General features: G+C 69.5%; 22 protein-coding genes. 14 read left to right on the top strand and 8 right to left on the bottom strand.

What is annotated here, in order from left to right; translation table 11 throughout:
* Nucleotides 1-11: 11 nt before the first annotated feature.
* Entirely contained in the window at nt 12-1073 is a 1062-nt protein-coding gene (locus tag AB7878_RS10150) for a LacI family DNA-binding transcriptional regulator (RefSeq protein WP_369494249.1), read from the bottom strand.
* Between the two features lie 702 nt (nt 1074-1775).
* Here AB7878_RS10150 and AB7878_RS10145 point away from each other — a divergent pair.
* The 11 genes from AB7878_RS10145 to ilvD all read left to right on the top strand — a co-directional run bounded on the left by AB7878_RS10145 (nt 1776) and on the right by ilvD (nt 15507).
* Entirely contained in the window at nt 1776-3389 is a 1614-nt protein-coding gene (locus AB7878_RS10145) for a 2-isopropylmalate synthase (RefSeq protein WP_369494248.1), read from the top strand.
* Nucleotides 3386-4399, top strand: coding sequence for a branched-chain amino acid transaminase (locus tag AB7878_RS10140; protein ID WP_369494247.1), 1014 nt, complete (start codon nt 3386-3388; stop codon nt 4397-4399). Before AB7878_RS10145 ends, AB7878_RS10140 begins: the two co-directional genes overlap by 4 nt.
* A complete protein-coding gene (leuC, locus tag AB7878_RS10135; RefSeq protein WP_369494246.1) occupies nt 4396-5811 on the top strand; it encodes a 3-isopropylmalate dehydratase large subunit in 1416 nt (471 codons plus the stop codon). Before AB7878_RS10140 ends, leuC begins: the two co-directional genes overlap by 4 nt.
* 373 nt (nt 5812-6184) lie before the next feature.
* Complete coding sequence (leuD, locus tag AB7878_RS10130; RefSeq protein WP_369494245.1) at nt 6185-6754, top strand: 3-isopropylmalate dehydratase small subunit; 570 nt, start codon at nt 6185-6187, stop codon at nt 6752-6754.
* The gene (gene leuB, locus AB7878_RS10125) at nt 6751-7959 is read left to right on the top strand and encodes a 3-isopropylmalate dehydrogenase (RefSeq protein WP_369494244.1); all 1209 of its coding nucleotides are present in this window, start codon (nt 6751-6753) and stop codon (nt 7957-7959) included. Before leuD ends, leuB begins: the two co-directional genes overlap by 4 nt.
* Nucleotides 7960-8194: 235 nt before the next feature.
* Nucleotides 8195-9229 (top strand): ketol-acid reductoisomerase, encoded by a 1035-nt coding sequence (ilvC, locus tag AB7878_RS10120; protein ID WP_369494243.1) that lies wholly within the window; start codon nt 8195-8197, stop codon nt 9227-9229.
* A 77-nt stretch (nt 9230-9306) separates the two neighbouring features.
* A complete protein-coding gene (locus tag AB7878_RS10115) occupies nt 9307-9648 on the top strand; it encodes a VOC family protein (protein ID WP_369494242.1) in 342 nt (113 codons plus the stop codon).
* A 159-nt stretch (nt 9649-9807) separates the two neighbouring features.
* On the top strand, nt 9808-11607 hold the full coding sequence (ilvB, locus tag AB7878_RS10110) for a biosynthetic-type acetolactate synthase large subunit (RefSeq protein ID WP_369495753.1): 1800 nt from the start codon (nt 9808-9810) through the stop codon (nt 11605-11607).
* Between the two features lie 142 nt (nt 11608-11749).
* Nucleotides 11750-12028 (top strand): acetolactate synthase small subunit, encoded by a 279-nt coding sequence (gene ilvN / locus AB7878_RS10105; protein ID WP_318157031.1) that lies wholly within the window; start codon nt 11750-11752, stop codon nt 12026-12028.
* The gene (gene ilvA, locus AB7878_RS10100) at nt 12025-13593 is read left to right on the top strand and encodes a threonine ammonia-lyase, biosynthetic (protein WP_369494241.1); all 1569 of its coding nucleotides are present in this window, start codon (nt 12025-12027) and stop codon (nt 13591-13593) included. Before ilvN ends, ilvA begins: the two co-directional genes overlap by 4 nt.
* 39 nt (nt 13594-13632) lie before the next feature.
* Nucleotides 13633-15507 (top strand): dihydroxy-acid dehydratase, encoded by a 1875-nt coding sequence (gene ilvD / locus AB7878_RS10095; RefSeq protein WP_369494240.1) that lies wholly within the window; start codon nt 13633-13635, stop codon nt 15505-15507.
* A gap of 32 nt (nt 15508-15539) precedes the next feature.
* Here ilvD and AB7878_RS10090 read toward each other — a convergent pair whose 3' ends face one another.
* From AB7878_RS10090 to AB7878_RS10075, 4 genes are read right to left on the bottom strand one after another with little or no spacing between them, the layout of a single operon-like run.
* The gene (locus AB7878_RS10090; RefSeq protein WP_369494239.1) at nt 15540-15899 is read right to left on the bottom strand and encodes a VOC family protein; all 360 of its coding nucleotides are present in this window, start codon (nt 15897-15899) and stop codon (nt 15540-15542) included.
* Between the two features lie 33 nt (nt 15900-15932).
* A complete protein-coding gene (locus AB7878_RS10085) occupies nt 15933-16304 on the bottom strand; it encodes a DUF3147 family protein (RefSeq protein WP_369494238.1) in 372 nt (123 codons plus the stop codon).
* Nucleotides 16304-16696, bottom strand: a complete 393-nt coding sequence (locus AB7878_RS10080) for a hypothetical protein (protein ID WP_369494237.1) — start codon at nt 16694-16696, stop codon at nt 16304-16306. Before AB7878_RS10080 ends, AB7878_RS10085 begins: the two co-directional genes overlap by 1 nt.
* Before the next feature lie 17 nt (nt 16697-16713).
* Complete coding sequence (locus tag AB7878_RS10075; RefSeq protein WP_369494236.1) at nt 16714-17082, bottom strand: VOC family protein; 369 nt, start codon at nt 17080-17082, stop codon at nt 16714-16716.
* Between the two features lie 223 nt (nt 17083-17305).
* Between AB7878_RS10075 and AB7878_RS10070 the strand changes: the two genes are divergently transcribed.
* Complete coding sequence (locus AB7878_RS10070; protein WP_369494235.1) at nt 17306-17878, top strand: hypothetical protein; 573 nt, start codon at nt 17306-17308, stop codon at nt 17876-17878.
* Between the two features lie 189 nt (nt 17879-18067).
* Here AB7878_RS10070 and AB7878_RS10065 read toward each other — a convergent pair whose 3' ends face one another.
* Nucleotides 18068-20077, bottom strand: a complete 2010-nt coding sequence (locus AB7878_RS10065) for a winged helix-turn-helix domain-containing tetratricopeptide repeat protein (RefSeq protein ID WP_369494234.1) — start codon at nt 20075-20077, stop codon at nt 18068-18070.
* A 93-nt stretch (nt 20078-20170) separates the two neighbouring features.
* Entirely contained in the window at nt 20171-20515 is a 345-nt protein-coding gene (locus tag AB7878_RS10060; RefSeq protein ID WP_369494233.1) for a TfoX/Sxy family protein, read from the bottom strand.
* A gap of 359 nt (nt 20516-20874) precedes the next feature.
* Here AB7878_RS10060 and ubiA point away from each other — a divergent pair, with 359 nt between their 5' ends.
* The gene (ubiA, locus tag AB7878_RS10055) at nt 20875-21804 is read left to right on the top strand and encodes a 4-hydroxybenzoate octaprenyltransferase (RefSeq protein WP_369495752.1); all 930 of its coding nucleotides are present in this window, start codon (nt 20875-20877) and stop codon (nt 21802-21804) included.
* A gap of 76 nt (nt 21805-21880) precedes the next feature.
* Here the strand turns inward: ubiA and AB7878_RS10050 are convergent, their stop codons facing one another.
* Nucleotides 21881-22606 carry a ComF family protein gene (locus tag AB7878_RS10050; RefSeq protein ID WP_369494232.1) on the bottom strand — a complete coding sequence of 242 codons (726 nt, stop codon included), beginning with the start codon at nt 22604-22606 and terminating at the stop codon, nt 21881-21883.
* A 152-nt stretch (nt 22607-22758) separates the two neighbouring features.
* Here AB7878_RS10050 and AB7878_RS10045 point away from each other — a divergent pair, with 152 nt between their 5' ends.
* Nucleotides 22759-24741 carry a multicopper oxidase domain-containing protein gene (locus tag AB7878_RS10045; protein WP_369494231.1) on the top strand — a complete coding sequence of 661 codons (1983 nt, stop codon included), beginning with the start codon at nt 22759-22761 and terminating at the stop codon, nt 24739-24741.
* Nucleotides 24742-24822 lie beyond the last annotated feature (81 nt).

The following is a 24822-nucleotide window of genomic DNA, read 5'->3' as shown; positions in this document are numbered from 1 at the left end:
CTCCAATGCCGTCATCGACTCGACGAACGGCGTGGCTTCTTGGTTGTGGTTGTGGTGGTTGCGGCCCCGCCCCGATGTGCCCCGCAGGAGTCGCGCACGACGATGTCGCAGCCGAGCGTGTGCACCGATGCCGCGGACGACCCGGGGCGATCCATCAGGTCGGCCAGCAGATCCATGGCGTTCTTGCCCAGTTCCGCGATGCGCACGCGCACCGTGCTGAGCGGCGGCGTGACGTAACGCGCAATCGGGATGTCGTCGAAGCCGGCCAGGGCGATGTCGCCCGGCACGGCTAGGCCGGCCTCCTTGAAGGCTTGCAGGCAGCCCACGGCCATCATGTCGTTGGCGGCGAACACGGCCTGCGGGCGCGTCTTGCCCGCCAGCAGTTCGCGTGCGGCCAGGTAGCCGGACGACTCGCTGAAGTTGCCCGAGACGATCCGCAGCGGCTCGCCCGGGGCCAGCTTGGCCATCGCCGCGCGGAAGCCCGCCTCGCGCTGGCGGGCGTCGTAGTTGTCCTTCGGTCCGCAGACGAAGGCGATGCGCGCATGCCCGAGTGCGACCAGGTGGCGCACCATGGCGTAGGTGCCGGCGAAGTTGTCGATGTTCAGCACCGCGGCAGTACCGCTCTTCACGTCGCTGTTGAGCAGCACGCTGGGCAGGCCTTCTGGCAGGTTCGCCTCGAGGAACTCCGCATCCACGCCCGGCGAGGACAGGATCACGATGCCGTCCACGCGCCCCTGCATCGCGCGCAGCGCCGCGGCCGCATCGTCCGCGCCGTCGTGCGAGCTGGAAACCAGCAGGTGCAGGCCATGCGAGCGTGCCTCCAGGTCGATGCCGCGGATCAGTTCGGAGAAGAATTCGCCGTGCAGATCCGGCAGCAGCGCTCCGATGGTGTGGGTGCGCCGGGTGATCAGGCTGCGCGCCGCGCCGTGCGGCACGTAGCGCAGGCGGGCGGCGACCTCGCGGATGCGCTGCTCGGTCGCCGCGGTCACGCCGCCGTTGCCGTTGAGCGCGCGCGACACCGAGGCCACGGAGACCTTCGCTTCGCGCGCCACGTCCTTGATCGTTATCGTCACTGCGCTCCCCCACGGAGTTGGCCCGATGGCGGGCGAGCGCAACGTAAACGTTTTCATCGCGGCTTGTAAAGTGCCACCGCGGCCAGATCCGCACTGCAGCGCGGCAAAGCCGGACCCCATGCCACGACCCACCCAGGCGGAATGACGGCAACATGCGACCGCCGCCCGGCCGGTCGATTTGCAGCACCGCAGCAAAGCCGGCGCGACGCCGCTGCCATCGCCGTGCCGATGCACGGCATGGCGGCAAGTCCGCGGGCGTCGATCGCCGTCAAATCCGCCCCCGATGGGTCATCGGCACGGACGCGCACGGTGTCCAAGGCCACGCCAGTGATCGCGCGCCCGCGTATCGTTCAGACGTCCAGCCGTCCAGATTGCCAAATCCGAAAGCTGCGAAAAGATTTCACAAGAAACTGTTGACACGTTCCGACAGGCTGCCGTACTGTCGATGACATGCCGCAGCGCAACAGCCACCGCAGCTACACCGAAACGATCCGTCCCGCGACGGTCGCCGGCCTGCTGCAGCTTCGCGGCGCGCTCCTTCTTAGCCTTTCCCTCGTACTCCTTATTACCAACGGAGGTGCGGGCTGAGGGCATGTGTCCAGGTAGCTAGAAAACGAACCTGAAAACACCCGAAGAACCCCGCACCAGAAATGGCGCGGGGTTTTTTGTTGCCCGAAAGCCCGTCCCGCAACGGAGCCAGCGATGAACAACCCGCAACACGACGAGCAGAACGAGGCCGGCGACGTAGCCGCCGAACACGTGCGCATTTTCGACACCACCTTGCGCGACGGCGAGCAGACGCCCGGTTTCTCGATGGACCGGCGCGCCAAGCTGCGCATGGCGCAGATGCTGGAAGCGCTGGGCGTGGACGTGCTCGAAGCGGGCTTCCCGCAGGCCTCGCCTGACGATTTTGCTGCGGTTGCACAGATCGCCTCCACGCTGCGCGATACCACCGCCTGCGCATTGGCGCGCTGCGTGCCGGGCGACATCGACAGCGCCGGCCGCGCGCTGGAGCAGGCGCAGCGCTCGCGCATCCACGTGTTCCTCTCCACCAGCCCGCTGCACCGCGAGCACAAGCTGGGCATGAGCAAGCAGCAGGTGCTGGACGCCGCGGTCGCCGGCGTCGAGCGCGCGATGCAACTGGCGCACGAGGTGGAATTCTCGGCCGAGGACGCCATGCGCACCGAGCCGGAATTCCTGGCCGAGGTGTTCTCCGCCGCCGCCGCCGCGGGCGCCAGCACGCTGAACGCGCCGGACACGGTGGGCTACATGACGCCGGTCGAGATCGCCGAACGCTTCGCCTGGCTGATCGCCAACGTGCAGCGCGGCCGGCACGTGGTGTTCTCCAGCCACTGCCACAACGACCTGGGGCTGGCGGTGGCCAACAGCCTCGCCGCGGTGAGCGCCGGCGCGCGCCAGGTGGAATGCACAGTCAACGGCATCGGCGAGCGCGCCGGCAACGCCGCGCTGGAAGAGATCGTGATGGCGATGAAGGTGCGCGGCGCCTGGTTCGGCACCGACACCCGCATCGACACGAAGAAGCTCCATCCCGCCTCGCGCCTGCTCAGCGAGCTGACCGGCCAGAACGTGCAGCGCAACAAGGCGATCGTGGGCGAGAACGCGTTCGCGCACGAGTCGGGCATCCACCAGCACGGCATGCTGAAGCACCGCGGCACCTACGAAATCATGCGTCCCGAGGACGTCGGGCTGGCCGAGACGAAGCTGGTGCTGGGCAAGCACTCCGGTCGCGCCGCGCTGCGCCAGCGGCTGGAAACGCTGGGCCACGCGCCGGGCGACGCGGCGATGGACGAGATCTTCGTCCGCTTCAAGGCGCTGGCCGACAAGAAGCGCGAGATCCACGACGACGACCTGGACGCGCTGGCGCGCGGCCGCGATCCCGATGCCGCCGGCCCGTGGCGGCTGACCCGGCTGGACACCAGCGCGCACCTGGGCGCGGGCGCCTCCGCCTCGGTGAAGCTGCGCCACGACGACGGCCGCGAAGTGGCCGAAGCCGCGCTGGGCGACGGCCCGGTGGACGCGGTGCTGCGCGCGATGGAGCGCGCCACCGACACCACGCTGCAGCTGACCCGCTTCCAGGTGCAGGCGGTGGGCGAAGGCGGCGACGCGCAGGGCGAAGCGCGCCTCGCCGCGCAGCACGACGGCCGCGCCTGGAACGGCCACGCCGTCAGCACCGACATCGTCGAGGCCGCGGCGCAGGCCGCGCTGGCCATCGTCAACCGCATTGCGCAAAGCACGCCGGCCGCCACCCCATCCCCGCAGACCACCAAGACCAAGACCCTGGGAGCCCACGCATGAGCACGCCCTTCCTCTGGCACAACGGCCGCATCAAGCCGTGGAGCGAAGCCAACGTCCACGTCAGCACGCACGCCCTGCACTACGGCTCCTCGGTGTTCGAGGGCGAGCGCGTCTATGCCACACCGAACGGCCCGGCTTATTTCCGCCTCGCCGACCACACGCGCCGGCTGTTCGAGTCGGCCAGGGTGTACGAAATCGACGTCGGCTACAGCGAGGCCGAGATCGACGCGGCCTGCCACGAGGTGATCCGCGCGAACGGGCTGCAGTCCGCCTACGTGCGGCCTATCGTGTTCCGCGGCGCCGGCGGCCTGGGCGTGCTGGCGAAGCCCGGCGCACCGGTGGACGTGGCGATCATGGCGATGGAATGGGGCGCCTACCTGGGCGACGCCGCCGAACGCGGCGCCGACGTCTGCGTGTCCTCGTGGCACCGTCCCGCGCCGAACACCATCCCCAGCTGGGCCAAGGCCGGCGGCAATTACCTCAGCAGCCAGCTGATCGGGCTGGAAGCGCGCCGCGGCGGCTACGACGAAGGCATCGCGCTGGGCGTGAACGGCATGCTCTCCGAGGGCGCGGGCGAAAACCTGTTCCTGGTGAAGCGCGGCAAGCTGCTCACCCCGCCGTCCAGCGCCGGCATCCTCGCCGGCATCACCCGCGACAGCGTGCTGGCCCTGGCCGCCGACATGGGCATCGCGGTGGAGGAGCGCGACCTGCCGCGGGAAGCCCTCTACACGGCGGACGAAGTGTTCATGACCGGCACCGCTGCCGAGATCACCCCGGTGCGCTCGGTGGATCGCAAGCCGGTCGGCAACGGCAAGCCCGGCGAGATCACCCGCGCGCTGCGCGAGGCCTTCTTCGGGCTGTTCGATGGTCGCACGGCCGACAAGTGGGGTTGGCTGGATGTGGTGGAAAGGGGTGCCCATGCGGTCGTCCCTGACCGCGAAGATCAAGAAGCGGCCATCCATGGCCGCACTCCTCACGAAAAGCCCGCCCTGATGGAGGCTTCCGCATGACGGCTGCACGCACGCTGCTCGAGAAAATCTGGGACGCCCATGTGGTCGCACCCGAAACCACCGACACCCCGGCGATCCTGTACGTCGACCTGCACCTGGTGCACGAAGTCACCTCGCCGCAGGCCTTCGATGAATTGCGTTCGCGCGGCCTGAAGCTGCGTCGCCCGGACCGCACGCTGGCCACGCTGGACCATTCCACGCCCACCCTGCCGGCGAACGCCGACGGCACCCGCCCCTACGCGAACCCCGAAGCGCAGGCACAGGTGGCACAGCTGGAAACCAACTGCCGCGAGTTCGGCGTCGAACTGCATGGCTGGGACAGCCGCGAGCGCGGCATCGTGCACGTGATCGGCCCCGAGCTGGGCGCCACCCAGCCGGGCAACACCATCGTCTGCGGCGACAGCCACACCTCCACGCATGGCGCGTTCGGCGCGCTGGCTTTCGGCATCGGCACCACCGAGGTGGGCCACGTGATGGCCACGCAATGCCTGCTGCAACGCAAGCCGAAGACGCTGGCGATCCACGTCGACGGCGAGCTGCCGCCCGGCGTGGGTGCGAAGGACCTGATCCTGCACATCATCGGCACGATCGGCGTCGACGGCGGCACCGGCCACGTCATCGAGTACCGCGGCGAGGCCATCGGGAAACTGTCGATGGAAGAGCGCATGACGGTGTGCAACATGTCGATCGAGGCCGGTGCGCGCGCCGGCCTGATCGCACCAGACGAAACCACGTTCGCATGGCTGCAGGGCCGCCCGCGCGTGCCGCAGGGTGAAGCATGGGATCGCGCGGTGGCGCACTGGCGCACGCTGAAGACCGACGATGGTGCGCAGTACGACCGCGAAGTGCGCATCGACGCCAGCCAGGTCAGGCCCACCGTCACCTACGGCACCCACCCCGGCATGGCCATCGCGATGGATGCACCGGTGCCCGCCGCGCGCAACGCGATGGAACAGCGCGCGCTGGACTACATGCAGAGCCGTGCCGGCCAGCCGATGCAGGGTTCCAGGGTAGACGTGGTGTTCGTGGGCAGCTGCACCAACTCGCGCCTGTCCGATCTGCGCGAAGCCGCTGGCGTCCTGCGTGGACGTCACATCGCCGCCGGCGTGCGCATGCTGGTGGTACCCGGCTCCGAAGCCGTGCGCCGCGACGCCGAGGCCGAAGGCCTGCACGAGGTGTTCCGCGCCGCCGGCGCCGAGTGGCGCGTGCCCGGCTGCTCGATGTGCATCGCGATGAACGGCGACCTGGCACAGCCGGGGCAACTGGTCGTCTCCACCTCCAACCGCAACTTCGAAGGCCGCCAGGGCAAGGGCGCCCGCACCGTGCTGGCCAGCCCCGCCACCGCCGCGGCCTCCGCCGTCGCGGGCGCCATCGCCGATCCGCGCGAGTACCTGACGGAGGTGGCCGCATGAACGCCCGCGATTTTCTCCCTCTCCCCTCCGGGGCACGCGGGGAGGCGCCACTGATGGCGCCGGCTTTGAGGAGCGAGGAAAGGGCTGGGGTGAGGGGCCACGCTTGCAAGAGACGCGCATCGAAGCGCGCTTCGATCAGCGCCCGCGCGAGCACCCGTCCCTCACCTCAATCCTCTCCCCGAAGGGGAGAGGAGGCGAACGCAAAAGGCTTGCTCATGGCGAGCACCCGCCCCTCATCCGGCCCTTCGGGCCACCTGTATTCGTGCCATCCCTGGCACTCACCCTTCGGGCGGCTTGCGCCGCACACATCGGCAGTCCTGCCGATGTGTCTCCCCAGCGGGGAGAAGGGAATCCGTCCTTTGGAGATTTTCTGATGCGTATCCACTCCCGCACTGCCGTGCTGGCGGACGAGAACATCGATACCGACCGCATCATCCCGGCGCGCTTCCTCACCACCACCACGCGCGCAGGCCTGGGCAAGCACTGCTTCCAGGACTGGCGCTACCTGCCCGACGGCAGCGACAACCCGGCCTTCCCGCTCAACCGGCCGGAAGCGCAGGGCTGCAGCATCGTGGTAGCCGGGCGCAACTTCGGCTGCGGCTCCTCGCGCGAGCACGCGCCGTGGGCGCTGCTGGACTACGGCATCCAGGCGGTGCTGTGCAGCGAGATCGCGGACATCTTCCGCAACAACGCGCTGAAGAACGGCCTGCTCGCGATCGTGATCTCCGCCGCCGAACACCAGTGGCTGCTGGCGCATCCGGGCATCGAGCTGAGCATCGACGTGCAAGGCCAGTACATCGCCCTGCCCGACGGCGGCGGCATCGGCTTCCAGCTGGAGCCGTTCGCGCGCCACTGCCTGCTCAACGGCGTCGACCAGCTGGGCTACCTGCTGCAAAACGAGAAAGCCATCGCCCATTACGAACAACTGGAGCAAGCGGCATGAAGGCACGCATCGTCACCCTGCCCGGCGACGGCGTCGGCCCCGAGGTCACCGCCGCCGCGGTCGCCGTGCTGCAGGCGGTCGCCGCGCACTTCGACCACGAGTTCGCGTTCGACGAACAGCTGATCGGCGGCGCCGCGATCGACGCCACCGGCGAGCCGCTGCCCGCCGCCACGCTGGCCGCCTGCCAGGCCGCCGATGCGGTGCTGCTGGGCGCGGTGGGCGGGCCGAAGTGGTCCGATCCGAACGCGAAGGTGCGTCCCGAGCAGGGCCTGCTCGGCCTGCGCGCCGCGCTGGGCGTCTACGCGAACCTGCGTCCGCTCACCGTGCATCCCGCGCTGGCCGCGCTGTCGCCACTGAAGAACGAGAAGCTGCAGGGCGTCGACGTACTGTTCGTGCGCGAGCTGACCGGCGGCGCCTACTTCGGCGCGAAAACCAGGGGCGCCGACTACGCCACGGACGAATGCAGGTACACCGAGGCCGAGGTCGAACGCGTCACCCGCCGCGCCTTCGAGCTGGCGCGCGGCCGTCGCCGCCACGTCACCTCGGTGGACAAGGCGAACGTGCTGGAGACCTCGCGGCTGTGGCGGCGCACCGTCAACCGCGTGGCCGCCGACTACCCCGACGTGACGCTGGAGCACCAGTTGGTCGATTCGATGGCGATGCTGCTGCTGACCCGCCCGGCCAGCTACGACGTGGTGGTCACCGAGAACCTGTTCGGCGACATCCTCACCGACGAGGCCGCCGCGATCGCCGGTTCGCTGGGTCTGCTGCCGTCGGCTTCGCTGGGCGAAGGCAGCCCCTCATCCGACCCTTCGGGTCACCCCCGATCAGAAGCGCTTCGAGGGCAGGCTCTTCCCCCGCCAGCGGGTGAAGGAAATTCGGTGCGGCCTGCGGCCGCCACTACCTGTATGGGCCTGTACGAACCGATCCACGGCTCGGCGCCCGACATAGCGGGCAAGGGCATCGCCAATCCGGTCGGCGCCATCCTCTCCACCGCCCTGCTGCTGCGCCACTCGCTGCAGCTGGAAGCCGAAGCGCAAGCGGTGGAAGCCGCCGTCGACCACGTGCTGCAGCGCGGCCCACGCACTCGCGACATCGGCGGCCACGCCGGCACGGTCGAGATACGCGACGCCGTGCTGGCGGCGCTGGAAGAGCACGCCAGCAACGAGCACGCCTTCTTCAGCGGAGCACGCTCATGCGGTTGAGCACGCACCCGCACCGTTACGGCGAAGGCGGACACGCCCTCGCCACCCTTGCCCTCCCCTGCGCGCCGTCCGCGGCGCCATTGGCGACGAACGCTCACTCCCCAGCGTGCTTCCGTCGCTGCCCCCTGCCCGACGCCACGGCGCGCGCAGGGGAGGCAATCCACTTCCGTTCCGCCAAGCCACGCAGCACCCCACCCGCACGCACTCGCGTCACCGTCAATCGAGGAATCACCGCATGAGCCCGACCTCAAACAGCACGCACACCACCAACGACACGCTGGCCAAGGCCCGCATCGCCGTCCTGGGCTATGGCAGCCAGGGTCGCGCCCACGCCCTCAACCTGCGCGACTCCGGCCTCGACGTCGTCGTGGGACTGCGTCCAGGCGGCCCCACCTGGGCCAAGGCCGAAGCCGATGGCTTCAAGGTGGTCGAACCGGCGCACGCAGTGATCAACGCCGACCTGGTCGCCGTGCTGACGCCAGACATGGTGCAGCCGAAGCTGTACACCGAGGCGATCGCGCCGAACATCAAGCCCGGCGCCGCGCTGCTGTTCGCGCACGGCTTCAACGTGCACTTCAAGCAGATCGATCCGCGCAAGGACATCGACGTGATCCTGGTGGCGCCGAAGGGCCCCGGCGCGCTGGTGCGCAGCGAATACGAGCGCGGTCGCGGCGTACCCTGCATCTGGGCCGTGCAGCAAGACGTCAGCGGCCACGCCGAGGCGAAAGCCAAGGCCTATGCCGACGGCATCGGTGGCACCCGCGCCATGCTCATCAAGACCGATTTCAAGGAAGAGACCGAGACGGATCTGTTCGGCGAACAGGCCGTGCTGTGCGGCGGCGCTTCGTCGCTGGTGCAGGCCGGCTTCGAGACCCTGGTGGAAGCCGGCTACCAGCCGGAGATCGCCTACTACGAGGTGCTGCACGAACTGAAGCTGATCGTCGACCTGTTCTACGAGGGCGGCATCACCAAGATGCTGGAGTTCGTCTCCGAGACCGCGCAGTACGGCGACTACGTCAGCGGCCCGCGCGTGATCGACGCCGGCGTGAAGGCGCGCATGAAGGGCGTGTTGACGGACATCCAGGACGGCACCTTCGCGAAGAACTGGATCGCCGAGTACAACGCCGGCCTGCCGAACTACAAGAAGTACAAGCAGGCCGACCTCGACCACCCGGTCGAGCAGGTGGGCAAGCAGCTGCGCGCACGCATGGCGTGGCTGCAGGCCGGCGCCGCGAAGGCGGCCGGCGAGCCGCTGAAGAAGGTCGGCTGAGGCCGACGCCGGGCCGCGCTCGCAGCGCGCCGCGCGGCCCATTCCACTGACGCAACGAGAGCAGAACGAGGTTCGCCATGAAACGCTTCCATATCGCCCTGGCCGTCGCCGACCTGGACGCCTCCATCGCCGACTACAGCAAGCGCCTGGGCCAGCCGCCGCAGGCGCTGGTCTACGGCATCTACGCGATGTGGCGCACCGACAGCCTCAACTTCTCGATCCGCCAGCAGCCCGAACAGGCCGGCCGGATCTGCCAGCTCGGTTTCGAGGACGACGACGCGCAAGGCTTCACCAGCGCCACCGACGTCAACGGCATCGCATGGGAGCGCTTCTCCACGCTGGAGCAGGACTTGCAGATCATCGCCACCTTCGGCGTGCCGGTGCACCCGGCCGTCGAGCGCGACCTGATCCGCAACTGACGGGCGCCGGCCCACCATCCCGGCGCAGGCCGGAATGACGACAAGAGAAAACCGGATGCCATCGCACACCCCATCCACCAGGAACGCCACGTGACGATTTCAGCGCAGACGGCACAGCCTGCCACCGCCATCGACCCGCACCCGCTCGCCGGCCTCGCCATGAGCGGCGCGGAGGCAATCGTGCAGGTACTGGCCGACGAGGGCACGGGCGTGCTGTTCGGCTATTCCGGCGGCGCGATCCTGCCGGTGTACGACGCGGTGTTCCGCCATAACGCCGACCACGCCACGGCCGATGGCCGCGAACCCATGCCGCTGATCGTGCCCGCGAACGAGCAGGGCGCGGGCTTCATGGCCGCGGGCTACGCGCGCGCTTCCGGCAAGGTGGGCGTGGCCATCGTCACCTCCGGCCCCGGCGCGACGAACATGGTCACGCCGGTGCGCGACGCGATGGCCGATTCGATCCCGCTGGTGGTGATCTGCGGCCAGGTGCCCACCACCGCGCTGGGCAGCGACGCGTTCCAGGAAGCGCCGGTGAGCAACATCATGGGCGCCTGCGCGAAGCACGTGTTCCTGGTCACCGACGCGGAGCAGCTGGAAGCCACCGTGCGCACCGCGTTCGAGATCGCGCGCAGCGGCCGCCCCGGCCCGGTGGTGGTGGACGTGCCGAAGAACGTGCAGAACGCCGCGCTGCGTTTCGACGGCGCCAGCCGCCTCGCCATCCCCGGCTATCGCGCGCGCCTGCGCGCGGTGGAGAACGCGCGACTGGACGACGAGACCTGCGCCGCGTTCTTCGCTGCGCTGATGCAGGCGCGGCGCCCGCTGATCTACGCCGGCGGCGGCGTGGTCGCGGCGGAGGCGGCGGTGGCACTGCGGGTGTTCGCCGACGCGTTCGGCCTGCCGGTCACCACCACCTTGATGGGCCTGGGCGCGTTCGACAGCACCGAGCCGCTGGCGCTGCACATGCTGGGCATGCACGGCACCGCCTACGCGAACTACGCGGTGGAGGACTGCGACTTCGTGTTCGCGCTGGGCGCGCGTTTCGACGACCGCGTGGCCGGCGTGCCCGACCGCTTCGCGCCGCAGGCGAAGTTCATCGCGCAGGTCGACATCGACCCCGCGGAGATCGGCAAGGTGAAGGCGGTGGACTGGCAGCACGTGGGCCCGCTCGCCGCCGCACTGGAACGCCTGACGGCTTACGGCCGCGCGCGCGGCCTGCAGCCGCCGCTGGCCGACTGGCATGCCCACGTCGCCGCGCTGAAGCGCACGCACGCGATGGACTGGGACCGCGCCAGCCCGCTGATCCAGCCGCAGGCGGTGCTCGCCGCGATCAACCGCCACACCAAGGGTCGCGCCGTGGTCAGCACCGGCGTCGGCCAGCACCAGATGTGGGCGGCGCAGTACTTCGACTTCCGCGCGCCGCGGCAATGGCTCACCTCCGGCTCGATGGGCACGATGGGCTTCGGCCTGCCGGCGGCGATCGGCGCGCAGTTCGCGCGGCCCGACGCACTGGTGCTCGACATCGACGGCGACGCCAGCATCCGCATGAACGTGGGCGAGCTGGAGACCGTCACCACCTACGGCCTGCCGTTGAAGGTTGTCGTGCTGAACAACAGCGGCGATGGCATGGTGCGGCAATGGCAGAAGCTGTACTTCGGCCGCCGCTTCGCCGCCTCCGACAAGAGCCTGCACAAGAAGGACTTCGTGCTCGCCGCGCAGGCCGACGGCTTCGGCTGGGCGCGCCGGCTGGACGACCCGGCGCAACTGGAAGCCACCATCGCCGACTTCCTCGCCTGCGACGGACCCGCCTTCCTCGAAGTGGTGATCGACCCCGACGCCGGCGTGTACCCGATGGTGGGGCCGGGCGCGAGCTACGCGCAGATGATCACGGGGGATTTCATCGCTTCGCGCAGTGCGGCACCAGCCGAGGCAAGTGAGGTCCCATCCACGTCAATGTTCTGAAAACACCGTTCGCGCTGAGCGTAGCTTGCGCCAGCAAGCGCAGTCGAAGCGCCCCCGCGACAGCCCTTCGACTTCGGCCCTGCGGGCCTACGCTCAGGACGAACGGTTGGTTGCACCCATGAAAGGTTTGCGGAGCACTGCCATGAAACACACCTTGTCCATCCTGCTGCAGAACGAATCCGGTGCGCTGGTGCGCGTGGCGGGGCTGTTTGCCGCGCGTCACGTCAACATCGATGCGCTCACCGTGGCGGCCACGCACGATCCCGCGGTGTCGCAGCTCACCCTGGTGCTGCACGGCGACGATGGCACGCTGCAGCAGATCCTGCGCCAGCTGCGCAAACTGGTGGATGTGCTGGACGCGAACAGCCTGTCGCTGGTGGGCAGCCGCGACGGCAGCCGGCTGGCCGCCACCCCGGCATGAACGCGCGGCTCGCCCCGCGCGCGCAGACCGACGCCGCGCCGTCCGACCTGGACCTGCTGCGCCGCACGCTGGCCGCGCGGGTCTACGAGGTCGCGCGCGAGACACCGCTGGAGCCGGCCGAGCAGTTGTCCGCGCGCCTCGGCAACCGCGTGCTGCTGAAGCGCGAGGACCTGCAGCCGGTGTTCTCGTTCAAGCTGCGCGGCGCCTACAACAAGATGGCCGCGCTCGATGCGGCCGAGCGCGCGCGCGGCGTGATCGCCGCCTCCGCCGGCAACCACGCGCAAGGCGTGGCGCTGGCCGCGGCAAAGCTGGGCGCGCGCGCGGTGATCGTGATGCCGGTGACCGCGCCGCAGGTGAAGGTGGATGCGGTGCGCCGCTTCGGCGGCGACTTCGTCGAGGTGGTGCTGGCCGGCGATTCCTACAGCGACGCGCAGGCCGCGGCCGCGCGCATCGAAGCCGAGCGCGGCCTGGTCTTCGTGCACCCGTTCGACGATCTCGCCGTGATCGCGGGCCAGGCCACCGTGGGCATGGAGCTGCTGCGCCAATCGTCCACGCCGCTGGACGCGGTGTTCGTGCCGGTGGGTGGCGGCGGCCTGCTCGCCGGCGTGGCCAGCTGCATCAAGACGCTGTCGCCGCAGACCAAGGTGATCGGCGTGCAGGCGGACGATTCCGACGCGATGGCGCGCTCGCTGGAAACCGGTGTGCGCGTGAGCCTGCCCGAGGTGGGGCTGTTCGCCGACGGCACCGCGGTAAAGCAGGTGGGTGCGCTCACCTTCGAACTCTGCCGCCGTCATGTCGACGCGATGCTGCGCGTGGATGGCGACGCGCTGTGCGCCGCGATCCGCGACGTCTACCAGGAAACCCGCAGCGTGCCCGAACCCTCCGGCGCGCTGGCGCTGGCGGGGCTGAAGCAGTACGCCGCCGCGCACCAGTTGCAGGGCGCCACGCTCGCCGCGATCGTCTCCGGCGCGAACATGAACTTCGAGCGGCTGCGCTTCGTGGCCGAGCGCGCCGAGGCCGGCGAGCAGCGCGAGGCGCTGTTCGCGGTGACGATACCCGAGGAACGCGGCAGCTTCCGCCGCTTCTGCACCGCGCTGGGCCGGCACAGCATCACCGAGTTCAACTACCGCATCGGCGACGCGCGCCAGGCGCACATCTTCGTGGGCGTGCAGACCGCCAGCCGCGACGAGCGCGCGGCGCTGGCCGCCGCGTTCCGCGCGCAGGGCTTCGCCGTACTCGACCTCGCCGACGACGAGCTGGCCAAGCTGCACCTGCGCCACATGGTGGGCGGCCGTTCGCCGCTGGCGCAGGACGAGCGGCTGTACCGCTTCGACTTCCCCGAGCGCCCCGGCGCCCTGCCCGACTTCCTCGCCCGCCTGCACCCGGACTGGAACATCAGCCTGTTCCACTACCGCAACCACGGCGCCGACCACGGCCGCATCCTGGTCGGCATCCAGGTGCCGGCCGACGAGCAGGCCGCGCTGCAACGCTTCCTCGCCACGCTGGGCTACCCGCATTGCGACGAGAGCGACAACGCCGCCTACCGCCTGCTGCTGCGCAGCTGACGCACACATCACATATCGATTCCCGGAGCACGAACGTCCATGCCTGCCTACCGATCCCGCACCAGCACCCACGGCCGCAACATGGCCGGCGCCCGCAGCCTGTGGCGCGCCACGGGCATGAAGGACGGCGACTTCGGCAAGCCCATCATCGCGGTGGCGAACAGCTTCACCCAGTTCGTGCCCGGCCACGTGCACCTGAAGGATCTCGGCCAGCTGGTGGCGCGTGAGATCGAGGCCGCCGGCGGCGTGGCCAAGGAATTCAACACCATCGCGGTGGACGATGGCATCGCGATGGGCCACGGCGGCATGCTGTATTCGCTGCCCTCGCGCGAGCTGATCGCCGACAGCGTGGAATACATGGCGAACGCGCACTGCGCCGACGCGCTGGTGTGCATCTCCAACTGCGACAAGATCACCCCCGGCATGCTCATGGCCGCGATGCGGCTGAACATCCCCGCGGTGTTCGTCTCCGGCGGCCCGATGGAATCGGGCAAGGCGCTGGTGAAGGGCCAGAAGAAGGCGCTGGACCTGATCGACGCGATGGTGGCTGCCGCCGACGACAGCTACAGCGACGCCGAGGTGGCGACGCTGGAGCGCTCGGCCTGCCCCACCTGCGGCTCCTGTTCCGGCATGTTCACCGCGAACTCGATGAACTGCCTCACCGAGGCGCTGGGCCTGGCCCTGCCCGGCAACGGTTCGGTATTGGCCACGCATGCCGACCGCGAGCAGCTGTTCCGCCGCGCCGGCCACGTCGTCGTCGAACTCGCCCGCCGCTGGTACGAACGCGACGACGCCAGCGCGCTGCCGCGCAGCATCGCCAACCGCGCCGCGTTCGAGAACGCGATGAGCCTGGACATCGCGATGGGCGGCTCGACCAACACCGTGCTGCACCTGCTGGCCGCGGCGCGCGAAGGCGGCGTGGACTTCACCATGGCCGACATCGACCGCCTCTCCCGCCGCGTGCCCTGCCTGTGCAAGGTGGCGCCCGCGAAGAGCGACGTGCACATGGAAGACGTGCACCGCGCCGGCGGCATCATGGCAATACTCGGCGAACTGGACCGCGCCGGCCTGCTCGACACCAGCCGCCCCACCGTGCACGCGCCCACGCTGGGCGATGCGCTGGCGCAGTGGGACATAGTGCGCACGAACGAAGAAGCAACGCACCACTTCTACCGCGCCGCCCCCGGCAACGTGCCCACGCAAACCGCCTTCAGCCAATCCGCGCGCTGGGAAACGCTGGACACCGACCGCGAGCGCGGCGTGATCCGCTCCGCCAAGACACCCTTCAGCAAGGACGGCGGCCTTGCCGTGCTGTTCGGCAACCTCGCGCCGGAAGGCTGCATCGTGAAGACCGCGGGCGTGGACGAATCCATCCTCGTCTTCCACGGCACCGCCAAGGTCTACGAAAGCCAGGAAGCGGCGGTGAGCGGCATCCTCGGCAACAAGGTGAAGGCCGGCGACGTGGTGGTGATCCGCTACGAAGGTCCGCGCGGCGGCCCCGGCATGCAGGAGATGCTCTACCCCACCAGCTATCTGAAGTCGAAAGGCCTGGGCAAGGCCTGCGCGCTGATCACCGACGGCCGCTTCTCCGGCGGCACCTCGGGCCTGTCCATCGGCCACGTCTCGCCCGAAGCGGCCGAAGGCGGACTGATCGCGCTGGTCGAGGACGGCGACCCCATCGCCATCGACATCCCGAACCGCAGCATGCGTCTCGATGTCCCCGAGGAAACCCTCGCCGCCCGCCGCACCGCGATGCAGGCGCGTGGTCGCGAGGCGTGGAAGCCGCTCAATCGCGTGCGCCCGGTCTCGGTCGCGCTGCAGGCGTATGCGGCGCTGGCCTCGAACGCCGCGAATGGAGCGGTGCGCGATCTCGGGCGGCTACATGCCGCACATCCCGCCGACACGGCGGCCTGAGAACCGACGCAGCTGACGCGCAATCGATGGTGTCAGCCGCCTTCCACCACGTCCAGTTCGAACACGTGGTTGTCGTAGTCCTCGAAGTACAGCGCGCTGTCGCCTCGCGCCATCAGGCATTCGATGCCCGCCGCGCGCAGGCGTTCGGCGCAGGCGAGCTGCTCGGCCTTGCCCATCGCGAACGCGATGTGGTCGCCGTTGCGCGTGGCCGGCGGCGTGCCGCGTACCAGCACCAGGCAGACGCCGCCCAGCTGGACCTGGGTGTCGTGGTCGCCGTCACCATCGTCCGCGCCATGCTCGATGCGCGCGTCGTCGAACACCTTGGAAAACAGCTGCGCGGTGCGGACCGGATCGCGCACCACCAGGGCGATGTGGTCAAGGGATCGAGGCATGACGGTTCCACGTGAAGAGGATGCTTGCAATCATCAGATGCGCACGTCAAGGCGTTCCAGGACCTGCACCAGCGCGAAATACACCCCAACCGTGACGACGCAGGCAAGGCCCAGCGCCGGCCAGAACGCCACTCCATGCCGGAGCAGGGCCGGCAGGATCAGGAACAGCGGCAGCGAGGCCAGCACCAGCCAGAAGATGCCCGTCGAAAGCGCGGCGATGGCCGCCACGTTGCCGGTGTCGCGGTAGAGCCAGATAAACGCCAGCAGGGACGTCAACGGCAGCGACGCGAGCAGCGCGCCCCACAGCGAGCTGCGCTTGCCCAGCTCGGAGACGGCCACCACAACGATGGCCGAGAGCAGCACCTTGAACACGTATTGCAGCATCGCGGCAGCACCTGCCGTCATCACGGAATGCTCTTGCGCACAGGGCCGAAATACCAGCAAGCCACCCATGCCACGGCACACGCCAAGAGCACCAATCCCCATACCGGAATATAGAGCACCCACGCCAACCCGCTCTCACGCGCGGGCACGAACCACAGCACCCAGAACTGGAAGACGACGAGTACGGCGTTGAGCAAGCTCAACGCCCAGATCAAAGCCGCGCTGCGGGCTCGCGGCCAGATGGCCAGCAGGCTGACCAGCAACAACGGTGCCGCCATGTATAGACAGTTGGGAAGAAAGTATTTGATGCCCGCGATGCTCCCGTTCCATGCGTCGACCAGCAGGTACACCACAGCCGGAACGCAGAGCTGCAAGGCAAGCAAGGCGGCGAAGCCGCGCGATGAATTCATCATGTCCGCCAATCTCCCGCTCAAGCCTGCAGCTCCTGCCCGAACATGATCCGGTGGCCGTCGATCGTGCGGACGCCGAACTCGCGCATGCCCCAGGGTTTGTCCGCCAACGGCTGGGTGAACTCCGCGCCTGCCGCCCGGTACTCGGCGTACAGCGCCGCGGCATCCGACACCGTCACGTAGCCGTACCATGAATGATCGCCCAGCTCGCCGGGCGGGATGGCATCCGTGCACTCGCCCAGCATCACGCGAAAGCTGCCCCGCGCCAGGAACGTCCAGCCCGGCGCCGTGAATTCGATACCCAGCCCGAGCACGGACGTGTAGTAGTCCGTGGACCGGGCCAGGTCCGGCACGGCGAGCACGAATCGCACCTTGGTGAAATCGGACATGCGCATGCTCCTGTCGGCTGGTGCCTGACGACCGCCCCGGAGGAGGCCGGCCCGGATGGCCGGGAAACCGCGGCCCCGTGCCGCTCCCCAAGCTTTCCAAACGATTTCCTCGCGACTTCCCAAGACCATCCTCAAGCTTTCGGGCGGCGCCGGGGGCAGGCTGGACGGGCGGCAAGACCTGCCGCCAAGCATTCCATCGTCGTCGAGCTGATCGGAGGGGATCATGTCACGTCACGCACTCTTTATCGCCATGTCCATGCTGGCGCTGGCACCCGCATACGCCCTGGGGGCGCCAGCAGACAATCCGTCGTCCATGGACATGCAAGGCGTCAGCAGCCATTCGCCGCTGGTGCAGGAAATCCGCATCGCGACCGCGAAGTACAAGGACATCAACGTGGCCTTGCACAAGGAGACCGGCTGGGTGGTCGCCACGCCGTGCGTGAGCGGGCCGGATACCGGTGCCATGGGCGTTCATCTGGTGAACCCGTCGCGCATCGCGGACGGCGTGCTCGACCCGAGCGCGCCGGAGGCGCTGATCTACGAACCGATGGCGGACGGCTCGATGCGCCTGGTGGGCGTGGAGTTCATCGAGGTCGCCGCCGACTGGGCCGCGCGCCACCCGGCCGGCCCGCCACCCGAGGTAGCCGGCAACCTGATGAACCTGCTGCAGGTGCCGAACCGCTTCGGCCTGCCGGAGGCCTACTACCTGCATGTATGGGCCTGGCAGGACAACCCCAAAGGCACCTTCGCCGACTGGAACACGAAGGTGACCTGCGCGAAGCAGCCCTTGTCCTAGGAGGCTGGCGGACTGCGGGAGTTTGTGACCTTCAGACTCTCGACCCGGCCACGGATGGCCGGCCATGGACGGCGGCCGCGAATCGGTCACCCGAACAGCTGATCCGCAAGCTCTGGCAGCTTCCTGGGCGCAACGCATCCGTTCCGGCCTCTCTGCCTGCAGCGGAGGCCGGGACGAAACGCATCGCGATCACTCGCAGCGCGCGCCGGCGCCGTCGGGCTTGCACTGCGGCGGCCAGCCGTTCGCGTTCCAGTAGGCCAGCATCTTCGTGCGGCGCAGGAAGTCGGAGAACGCCGGGCCTTGCCGGATCGCCGCGTACTCGCGCACCCACAGCAGCCTGCCGTAGAAAAACCAGTTGTTTCCGAAAAAGCGCAGCGCCATCGCCTGGTCGGGTTGCGGCACCTGCAGTTGCAGCAGCAGCAGCGTATCGCTGGTCTGTTGCGCCGCGTGCAATTTCGCCAGCGCCTGCGGCCACAACGAGGAATCGGCCAGCGCCGCACTGAAGGCGACATACAACGGCTTCTGTGCAAAGTCGTCGGGCATGTGCGCGGCGATGTCGCGCGCGCCGGCCAGATCCTTGCGCCAGACGGCGTTGCGCCAGCGCAGCTCGTCGGTCAATGCGTTGGGCTTGCCGGCCAGCCCGGGCAAGGCGTCGAGATACGGCCGCGCCTCCGCGTGGCGGCCCAGGGTGTCGAGCTGGGCGCCGAGGTTGGCGACCGCCCAGTAACTCAGCGGATCCATCGCATAGCCGACCTGGGCCAGTCGCAGTGCCTCCTCGCCATAGCCCAGCCCCGCCAGGCGCATGCCCACCAGCGAGTTCATGACCGGATCGGTCGGGTTGCGCGCCAGCGTCGTGCGCAGCTCCTTCATGCAGTCGTTCCATTCGTCGCGCTGGCAGGCCAGTTCGCCCAGCACGGCATGCGCGTACATGTTGTCGGGATCGATCCGCAGCGCGCGCGTGGCTTCCGGCAGCGCCTCCTGTTCGCGCCCCGGCTCGAAGTGGGTGGCGAGGTTGAGCGCGAGCAGCCCGTGCACCGGCGCGAAATCGGGCGCACGCGCGGCCAGCGCATTGAGCGCAACCTCGGCCTTGGCGTAGTCCGCGTCGCCGGGCCGCGTGAGGAAGATGTGGCGCAGCCGCAGGTATTCGCGGAACACCGCCGGGTCGGGCGGCTTCACCGCGACGCGATCCAGCGGCAGGTGCAGCGCCATGGCCGACGCCACGGCTTGCGCGATGTCCTGCTGCACGCCGAAGACGTCCTTCGTCTGCCGATCGTAGCTCTGCGCCCACACCAGGCGCCCCGACGGCGTATCGATCAGGCGCAGGTCGATGCGCAGCGCGTCGCCGGATTCGCGCAGGCTGCCCTCGATCGCGTAGTTGACGTGCAGGCGCTCGGCCAGTTGCGTCGCGTCGAAACCCAGCTCGCGTGCCCGCGCGGCCGAGACGCTGGCGATCAGGCGCAGGCCGTCGACGCGCGCGAGTTCCGTGGTCAGCTCCTCGCTGAGGCCGTCGGCGAAGATGGCCTCGTTCTTGTCGTTGCCGATCGCCCGCAGCGGCAGCACCACCAGGGTCGGCGGCGGCGCGACCGCCGGTTTCGCGGGGCTCGTCCACCGCCAAAGCAAGGTTCCAATGGCGACGACCACCAGGGTTGCCGCAAGCAGCCAAAGCGCCGGCGACGCCGACCAGCGACGCGGCTTCGCCGGCACGGAAGGCGCGGCGGCGGTCGGTGCATCCCCCACCCGTTCCCCGGCGCCGGCTGCAGCTGGCGATACCACTGACGGATCGCCCGGCTCCGATGCCGCCGCCGACGGCGGTGCCGATGCGACGACGGGTGCCGCGGCGAGGCCTTCCGGCATCGCGTCGCGTTGCGCATAACGCCGCACGACGCCATCGAAGCGGTAACCGACGCCATGCAAGGTGTGGATGTAGTGCGTGCTGCCTGCGTTCTCGCCCAGCGCGTGGCGGACCAGGGTGACGACGCGATTGAGCACGCCGGGCGTGACGTGGCGATGGCCCCAGACCGCGTCGAGGATATCGTCGCGCGAGAACGCCTTGCCCGGCGCCTGCACCAGCAGCGCGAGCACGTCGAATGCCTTGGGCTCCAGCGCGACGTCGCGGCCGCCCACGCTCAGGCGTCGGCCGTCGAGATCGATCTCGACCGCGTCGAACGCGATGTATCGAAGTCTCCCCTCGCCCTCCACGTCGGCTCCTTCCGGAACGATGAAGCAGATGACGCCGCGACGAACCGCATCATGGTACGGCAAGCGTCCGGGCGGTGGCCAACGGCGCGACGACTACCTGGCGCGCTTGCCCGCAGCCGCAGGTTTCCGGGGTTTCGGCACCGGCATGAGCGCCGCCGTTTCGACGAACAGGCGGCGGAGCGCATCCGAATCGTCCAGCAGCTCGTCGGCCACCGGGTAGTCCTTCGCGCCGGGATACGGCGGGCGCTGCGGCAGCCCCGGCGCCAGCATTGCCGCCGCCGCGGAAGGCTTCATGAACAGGCTGTTGTCGCAGGCGAACGCGACCACCTTGCCATCGACGTACAGCGCGTACTCGCCGAACATTTTCTTGTGGGTGAGCCGGTCGCCCAGCGCGACTTGTTCGGTCACGTAGGCGATGAAATCGCGGTCGGTTGCCATGTTTGCAGTGGCCTCAGCCTGGATCGGAGCACGCCACGAGACGGCGCCGGTTCGAGCGGATTGCCGGAAAAATGCCACCGGCCCTCCTGTTTCACGGCATCGTTTCACGGGGTGGGACCTGGAACAAGTGACGCCACCCGACGGCAACCGGATCCGGCGGTCCGGATGCACGGACAGGCGTACCGCTGCGATGCGCCGGGCGGCACTTGATCGCGCCATTCCCTGCACTGCGTCACGCCGCCCCGCACACCCCCGCACGCTAAACTTCCCCGATGGCTTCCCCACCGCGCAAGCGCCAGCGGCGCAAACCTGCTCCCTCGACGCCGCCGCGCCTCGCGAAGACGCCACCGGTGACCGCCGTGCGCCCGGCGGACAGCTCGGTGCGCGCCAGCGGCGTGCTGGACTGGCTGCTGGGTCGGCTGCCACCGCGATACCGCGAGAAGGCGCGCGACTACCTCGTGCTTACTCGCATGGACCGGCCGATCGGCGCGCTGCTGCTGCTGTGGCCGACGTGGTGGGCGTTGTGGCTGGCTGCGGGCGACTGGCCGCCGTTCAAGCCGCTGGCGATCTTCACGCTGGGCGTGTTCGCGATGCGCGCGGCGGGCTGCGCGATCAACGATTACGCCGACCGCAAGCTGGACCCGCAGGTGGAACGCACCGCCGGGCGGCCGATCGCCAGTGGGCGGGTGACACCGCGCGAGGCGCTGATCGTGTTCGGCACGCTGCTGGCGTTCGCCTTCGTGCTGGTGCTGTTCACCAACGCGCTGACGATCAAGCTGTCCTTCGCCGGCGCCGCGCTGGCGGCGATCTACCCGTTCACCAAGCGCTGGACCTACCTGCCGCAGGTGGTGCTGGGCGCGGCGTTCGGCTGGGCGATCCCGATGGCGTTCGCGGCGGTGGCGGGCACGGTGCCGCCGCTGGGCTGGCTGCTGTTCATCGCCAACATCCTGTGGTCGGTGGTGTACGACACCGAGTACGCGATGGTGGACCGCGAGGACGACCTCAAGGCCGGCGCGAAATCCACCGCGATCCTGTTCGGCGACGCCGACCTGCCCATCCTCGGCGTGCTGATGGCCACCCTGCTGCTGGCGATGGTCTTCGTGGGCCAGCGCGCGCAGCTGGGCTGGCCGTACTGGCTGGCGCTGCTGGTCGCCGCCGGTCTGTTTGTCTACCAGCTGTGGCTGATCCGCACGCGCGAACGCGGCCCCTGCCTCGCCGCGTTCCGCCACAACAACTGGTGGGGGCTCACGATGTGGATCGGCATCGTGCTGGCGCTGGCGGTGAAATAACCGCACCCAGGCTTTCGTAGGAGCGGCCTCAGCCGCGATTGCCACGAACAAAAAGCCATCGCGGCTGAAGCCGCTCCTACGGGCGACCCGACGGTGTCGGCGCCCGCGCCAGCGCCCACACGTCGACCCGCGCCACGCCCGCGCGCTTCAGCACGCGGGCGCATTCGGCGAGGGTAGCGCCGGTGGTCATCACGTCGTCGAGGATCGCCACGTGCGCAGGCAGCGCGATGCCCGCGCGCACGGCGAAGGCGCCGCGCACGTTGCGGCGGCGGGCGACGGCGTCGAGCTCGGTCTGCGCCGCGGTGCCGCGGCTGCGCTGCAGCAGGTCATGGCGCAGCGGCACGCCGAACTGGCGTGCCAGCGGCCTCGCCAGTTCCAGCGCCTGGTTGTAGCCGCGCTGGCGCAGGCGCGTGCGATGCAGTGGCACCGGCAGCAGCAGTTCCGGTTTCGGCAATGGCATCGGCTCGCGTTGCCACAGCATGGCCAGCGCGCGGCCCGCGGCGAGGTCGCGGCCGAACTTGAAGCGCGACTCCAGCCGGTCCAGCGGCCAGCCGTAGCGGAACGGCGCCCAGGCCGCGTCCCACGGCGGCGCATGGCGCTGGCACTCGCCGCACAGCGCGGCCGGCACGGGCAGCGGCAGGGCGCAGCGCGCGCAGCTGCTGCGGTTGCGCGGCAGCTCGGCGGCACAGGCCGCGCACACATCCACGCCGTGTTCGCCGGGGGCGCCGCACAGCAGGCAGCGCAGCGGCAGCAGCCAGCGCGCAAGCACGTGCCAGGGTCGCCGCAGGCTTGCCTTGTCCATGCACCCTCCCGTTCCTGCGTCGATGGTAGCGGCAACGCGTCGCAGCCTGTCACGCCAAACCCACACCGCGGCCGTACACTCGGACGCTGTCGTCAACCGGGGTATCGACGCCACACTCGCCCGAAGCGCCTTTCCGTTCCAGGAGGTTTCGCATGTCCGTGTCCGACGGCGGCAAGTCCGCCACTTCGACCTGGCCGGCCATCGCCGGCACCGCGCTGCGCGTGGCCTTCGGCGTCATCTGGGCCGTGAGCGCCGCGCTGACGTGGACCGCCGATTTCGCCAACCACTACGTGGGCTACCTGCACAACGCCGCCACCGGGCAACCCGCCTGGTCGGCCTGGTGGTTCCAGCTGTGGATAGCCCTGGTCACGCCGCACGCGGGCTTCTTCGTGTGGGCCACGCGCATCGCCGAGACGGCGCTGGCGCTGGCCCTGCTGCTGGGCTTCGCGCGCAAGACCACCTACATCGTGGGCATCCTGTTCAGCCTGCTGGTGTGGAGCACCGCCGAAGGTTTCGGCGGCCCCTATTCGGTGGGCGCGAACAACATCGGCGCGGCGATCAGCTATGTGCTGGTGTTCGCGGCGCTGATCGTCATCAACCAGCGCTCCGGCCCCAGCCCCTACAGCCTCGACTACCTGATCGAGGCGCGCTGGCCGGGCTGGCGCAAGTTCGCCGACTGGAACGAGACGGCGCCGCTCGACCAGGTGAAACGCCTGCCCTCGCGCGTGCAGGCGCCGGCACTGGCCGGCGTGCTGGTGCTGGTGGCGCTGTTGCTGGCCGGCCTGCACAGCGCGCTGCACGTGCAGTCGTCCTCGCCGACGGCCGCCGCGGCAGCGGTGACGCCGCTGTCGCTGGCGTCCAGCCAGCCGATCGCGCAAGCGCACGACGCCCGCCTGCCGCCAGTGGCGACGGGCGACACGGCCGACGTTGACATCGCCGTCAGCGACCAGACCGTGGAAATCGCCAGCGGCGTGCAATACCAGGCCTGGACCTTCGGCAAGAGCGTGCCGGGCCCGGTGATCCACGTGCGCCAGGGGCAGGCGGTGAACGTGACGCTCACCAACCACGGCACCATGCAGCACTCGATCGACTTCCATGCCGCGATCACGCCGCCCAGCCTGCATTACGTGGACATCATGCCGGGCGAGTCGATCAAGTTCTCGTTCGTGGCGAAGGTGCCCGGTGCGTTCCTCTACCACTGCGGCACGCCGCCGGTGCTGCTGCATATCGCCAACGGCATGTACGGCGCGATCATCGTCGACCCGGCCACGCCGCTGCCGCCGGCCGCCGAGAGCTACGTGCTGGTGCAGGGCGAGTGGTACACCCAGCAGGTGGCCGGCAAGCTGATGGCCGGCGACTACGGAAAAATGCAGGAGATGCGCCCCGACGAGGTGGTGTTCAACGGCGCCGCGTTCCAGTACCGCGATCATCCGCTCACCGCGAAACCGGGCGACCTGGTGCGCATCTACATGGTGAACGCGGGGCCGAGCCTGTGGAGCGCGTTCCACGTGATCGGCGCGATCTTCGACAAGGTCTATCCGGGCGGCAACCCGGCGCAGGCGATCGACGGCGTTTCCACCTGGAGCGTGGGGCCGGGCGAAGGCGCGGTGTTCGACCTGAAGGTGGACGAGCCGGGCAAGTACCCGTTCGTGGACCATGCGATGGCGCACATGGTGCTGGGCGCACAAGGCGTGCTGCTGGTGGGCGCGCCGGGCGCGGAGCCCGCGGCCGCACCGCCGATCAGCAAGGCGCCGGTGACCGCGGCCCCCGCGCCCGCACCGGCCGCCGCCAGCGGTCCCTACAAGTTCGACGCGGCACGTGGCGCCACGCTGTACGCCGCCAACTGCACGGCCTGCCACCAGGCCACCGGCATGGGTCTGCCCGGCGCGTTCCCGCCGCTCAAGGACAACCCCGCGGTGCTGGATGACGACCCCGCCAAGCAGATCGCCACGATCCTCAACGGCCTGCACGGCGAAGCCATCAACGGCACGAACTACCCCAGCGCGATGCCGCCGTTCGCCGCCGCGTTGAACGATGCGGACATCGCCGATATCGCGAACCACGAGCGCACTTCGTGGGGCAACCAGGCCAGGCTGGTCACCGCCGACCAGGTGAAGGCGGCGCGGGGCAAGTAGCGGGGAGTGGGTGAAGAGTAGTGAGGCGTGAGAGGGCGGCCCGTGGGCCGCCTTTCTTTTTTCGACTTTCCGTCAACCAGC

It is taken from the genome of Rhodanobacter humi (assembly GCF_041107455.1).
In the GTDB taxonomy this organism is placed as follows: Bacteria; Pseudomonadota; Gammaproteobacteria; order Xanthomonadales; family Rhodanobacteraceae; genus Rhodanobacter_A.
Note: the sequence above shows the minus strand (reverse complement) of the source record. Positions and strands in the feature narration are given on the sequence as shown.

Bases quoted from the DNA above. Each gene is read 5' to 3' on its own strand.
- leuC (WP_369494246.1), top strand. From the start codon at position 4,396: ATGACGGCTGCACGCACGCTGCTCGAGAAAATCTGGGACGCCCATGTG.
- AB7878_RS10045 (WP_369494231.1), top strand. From the start codon at position 22,759: ATGTCCGTGTCCGACGGCGGCAAGTCCGCCACTTCGACCTGGCCGGCC.
- AB7878_RS10070 (WP_369494235.1), top strand. From the start codon at position 17,306: ATGTCACGTCACGCACTCTTTATCGCCATGTCCATGCTGGCGCTGGCA.
- AB7878_RS10145 (WP_369494248.1), top strand. From the start codon at position 1,776: ATGAACAACCCGCAACACGACGAGCAGAACGAGGCCGGCGACGTAGCC.
- AB7878_RS10060 (WP_369494233.1), bottom strand. From the start codon at position 20,515: ATGGCAACCGACCGCGATTTCATCGCCTACGTGACCGAACAAGTCGCG.
- AB7878_RS10080 (WP_369494237.1), bottom strand. From the start codon at position 16,696: ATGATGAATTCATCGCGCGGCTTCGCCGCCTTGCTTGCCTTGCAGCTC.
- ilvC (WP_369494243.1), top strand. From the start codon at position 8,195: ATGAGCCCGACCTCAAACAGCACGCACACCACCAACGACACGCTGGCC.
- ilvA (WP_369494241.1), top strand. From the start codon at position 12,025: ATGAACGCGCGGCTCGCCCCGCGCGCGCAGACCGACGCCGCGCCGTCC.
- AB7878_RS10115 (WP_369494242.1), top strand. From the start codon at position 9,307: ATGAAACGCTTCCATATCGCCCTGGCCGTCGCCGACCTGGACGCCTCC.
- ilvD (WP_369494240.1), top strand. From the start codon at position 13,633: ATGCCTGCCTACCGATCCCGCACCAGCACCCACGGCCGCAACATGGCC.
- leuD (WP_369494245.1), top strand. From the start codon at position 6,185: ATGCGTATCCACTCCCGCACTGCCGTGCTGGCGGACGAGAACATCGAT.
- AB7878_RS10085 (WP_369494238.1), bottom strand. From the start codon at position 16,304: ATGACGGCAGGTGCTGCCGCGATGCTGCAATACGTGTTCAAGGTGCTG.
- leuB (WP_369494244.1), top strand. From the start codon at position 6,751: ATGAAGGCACGCATCGTCACCCTGCCCGGCGACGGCGTCGGCCCCGAG.
- ilvN (WP_318157031.1), top strand. From the start codon at position 11,750: ATGAAACACACCTTGTCCATCCTGCTGCAGAACGAATCCGGTGCGCTG.
- AB7878_RS10050 (WP_369494232.1), bottom strand. From the start codon at position 22,606: ATGGACAAGGCAAGCCTGCGGCGACCCTGGCACGTGCTTGCGCGCTGG.
- ilvB (WP_369495753.1), top strand. From the start codon at position 9,808: ATGAGCGGCGCGGAGGCAATCGTGCAGGTACTGGCCGACGAGGGCACG.
- AB7878_RS10090 (WP_369494239.1), bottom strand. From the start codon at position 15,899: ATGCCTCGATCCCTTGACCACATCGCCCTGGTGGTGCGCGATCCGGTC.
- AB7878_RS10075 (WP_369494236.1), bottom strand. From the start codon at position 17,082: ATGTCCGATTTCACCAAGGTGCGATTCGTGCTCGCCGTGCCGGACCTG.
- AB7878_RS10140 (WP_369494247.1), top strand. From the start codon at position 3,386: ATGAGCACGCCCTTCCTCTGGCACAACGGCCGCATCAAGCCGTGGAGC.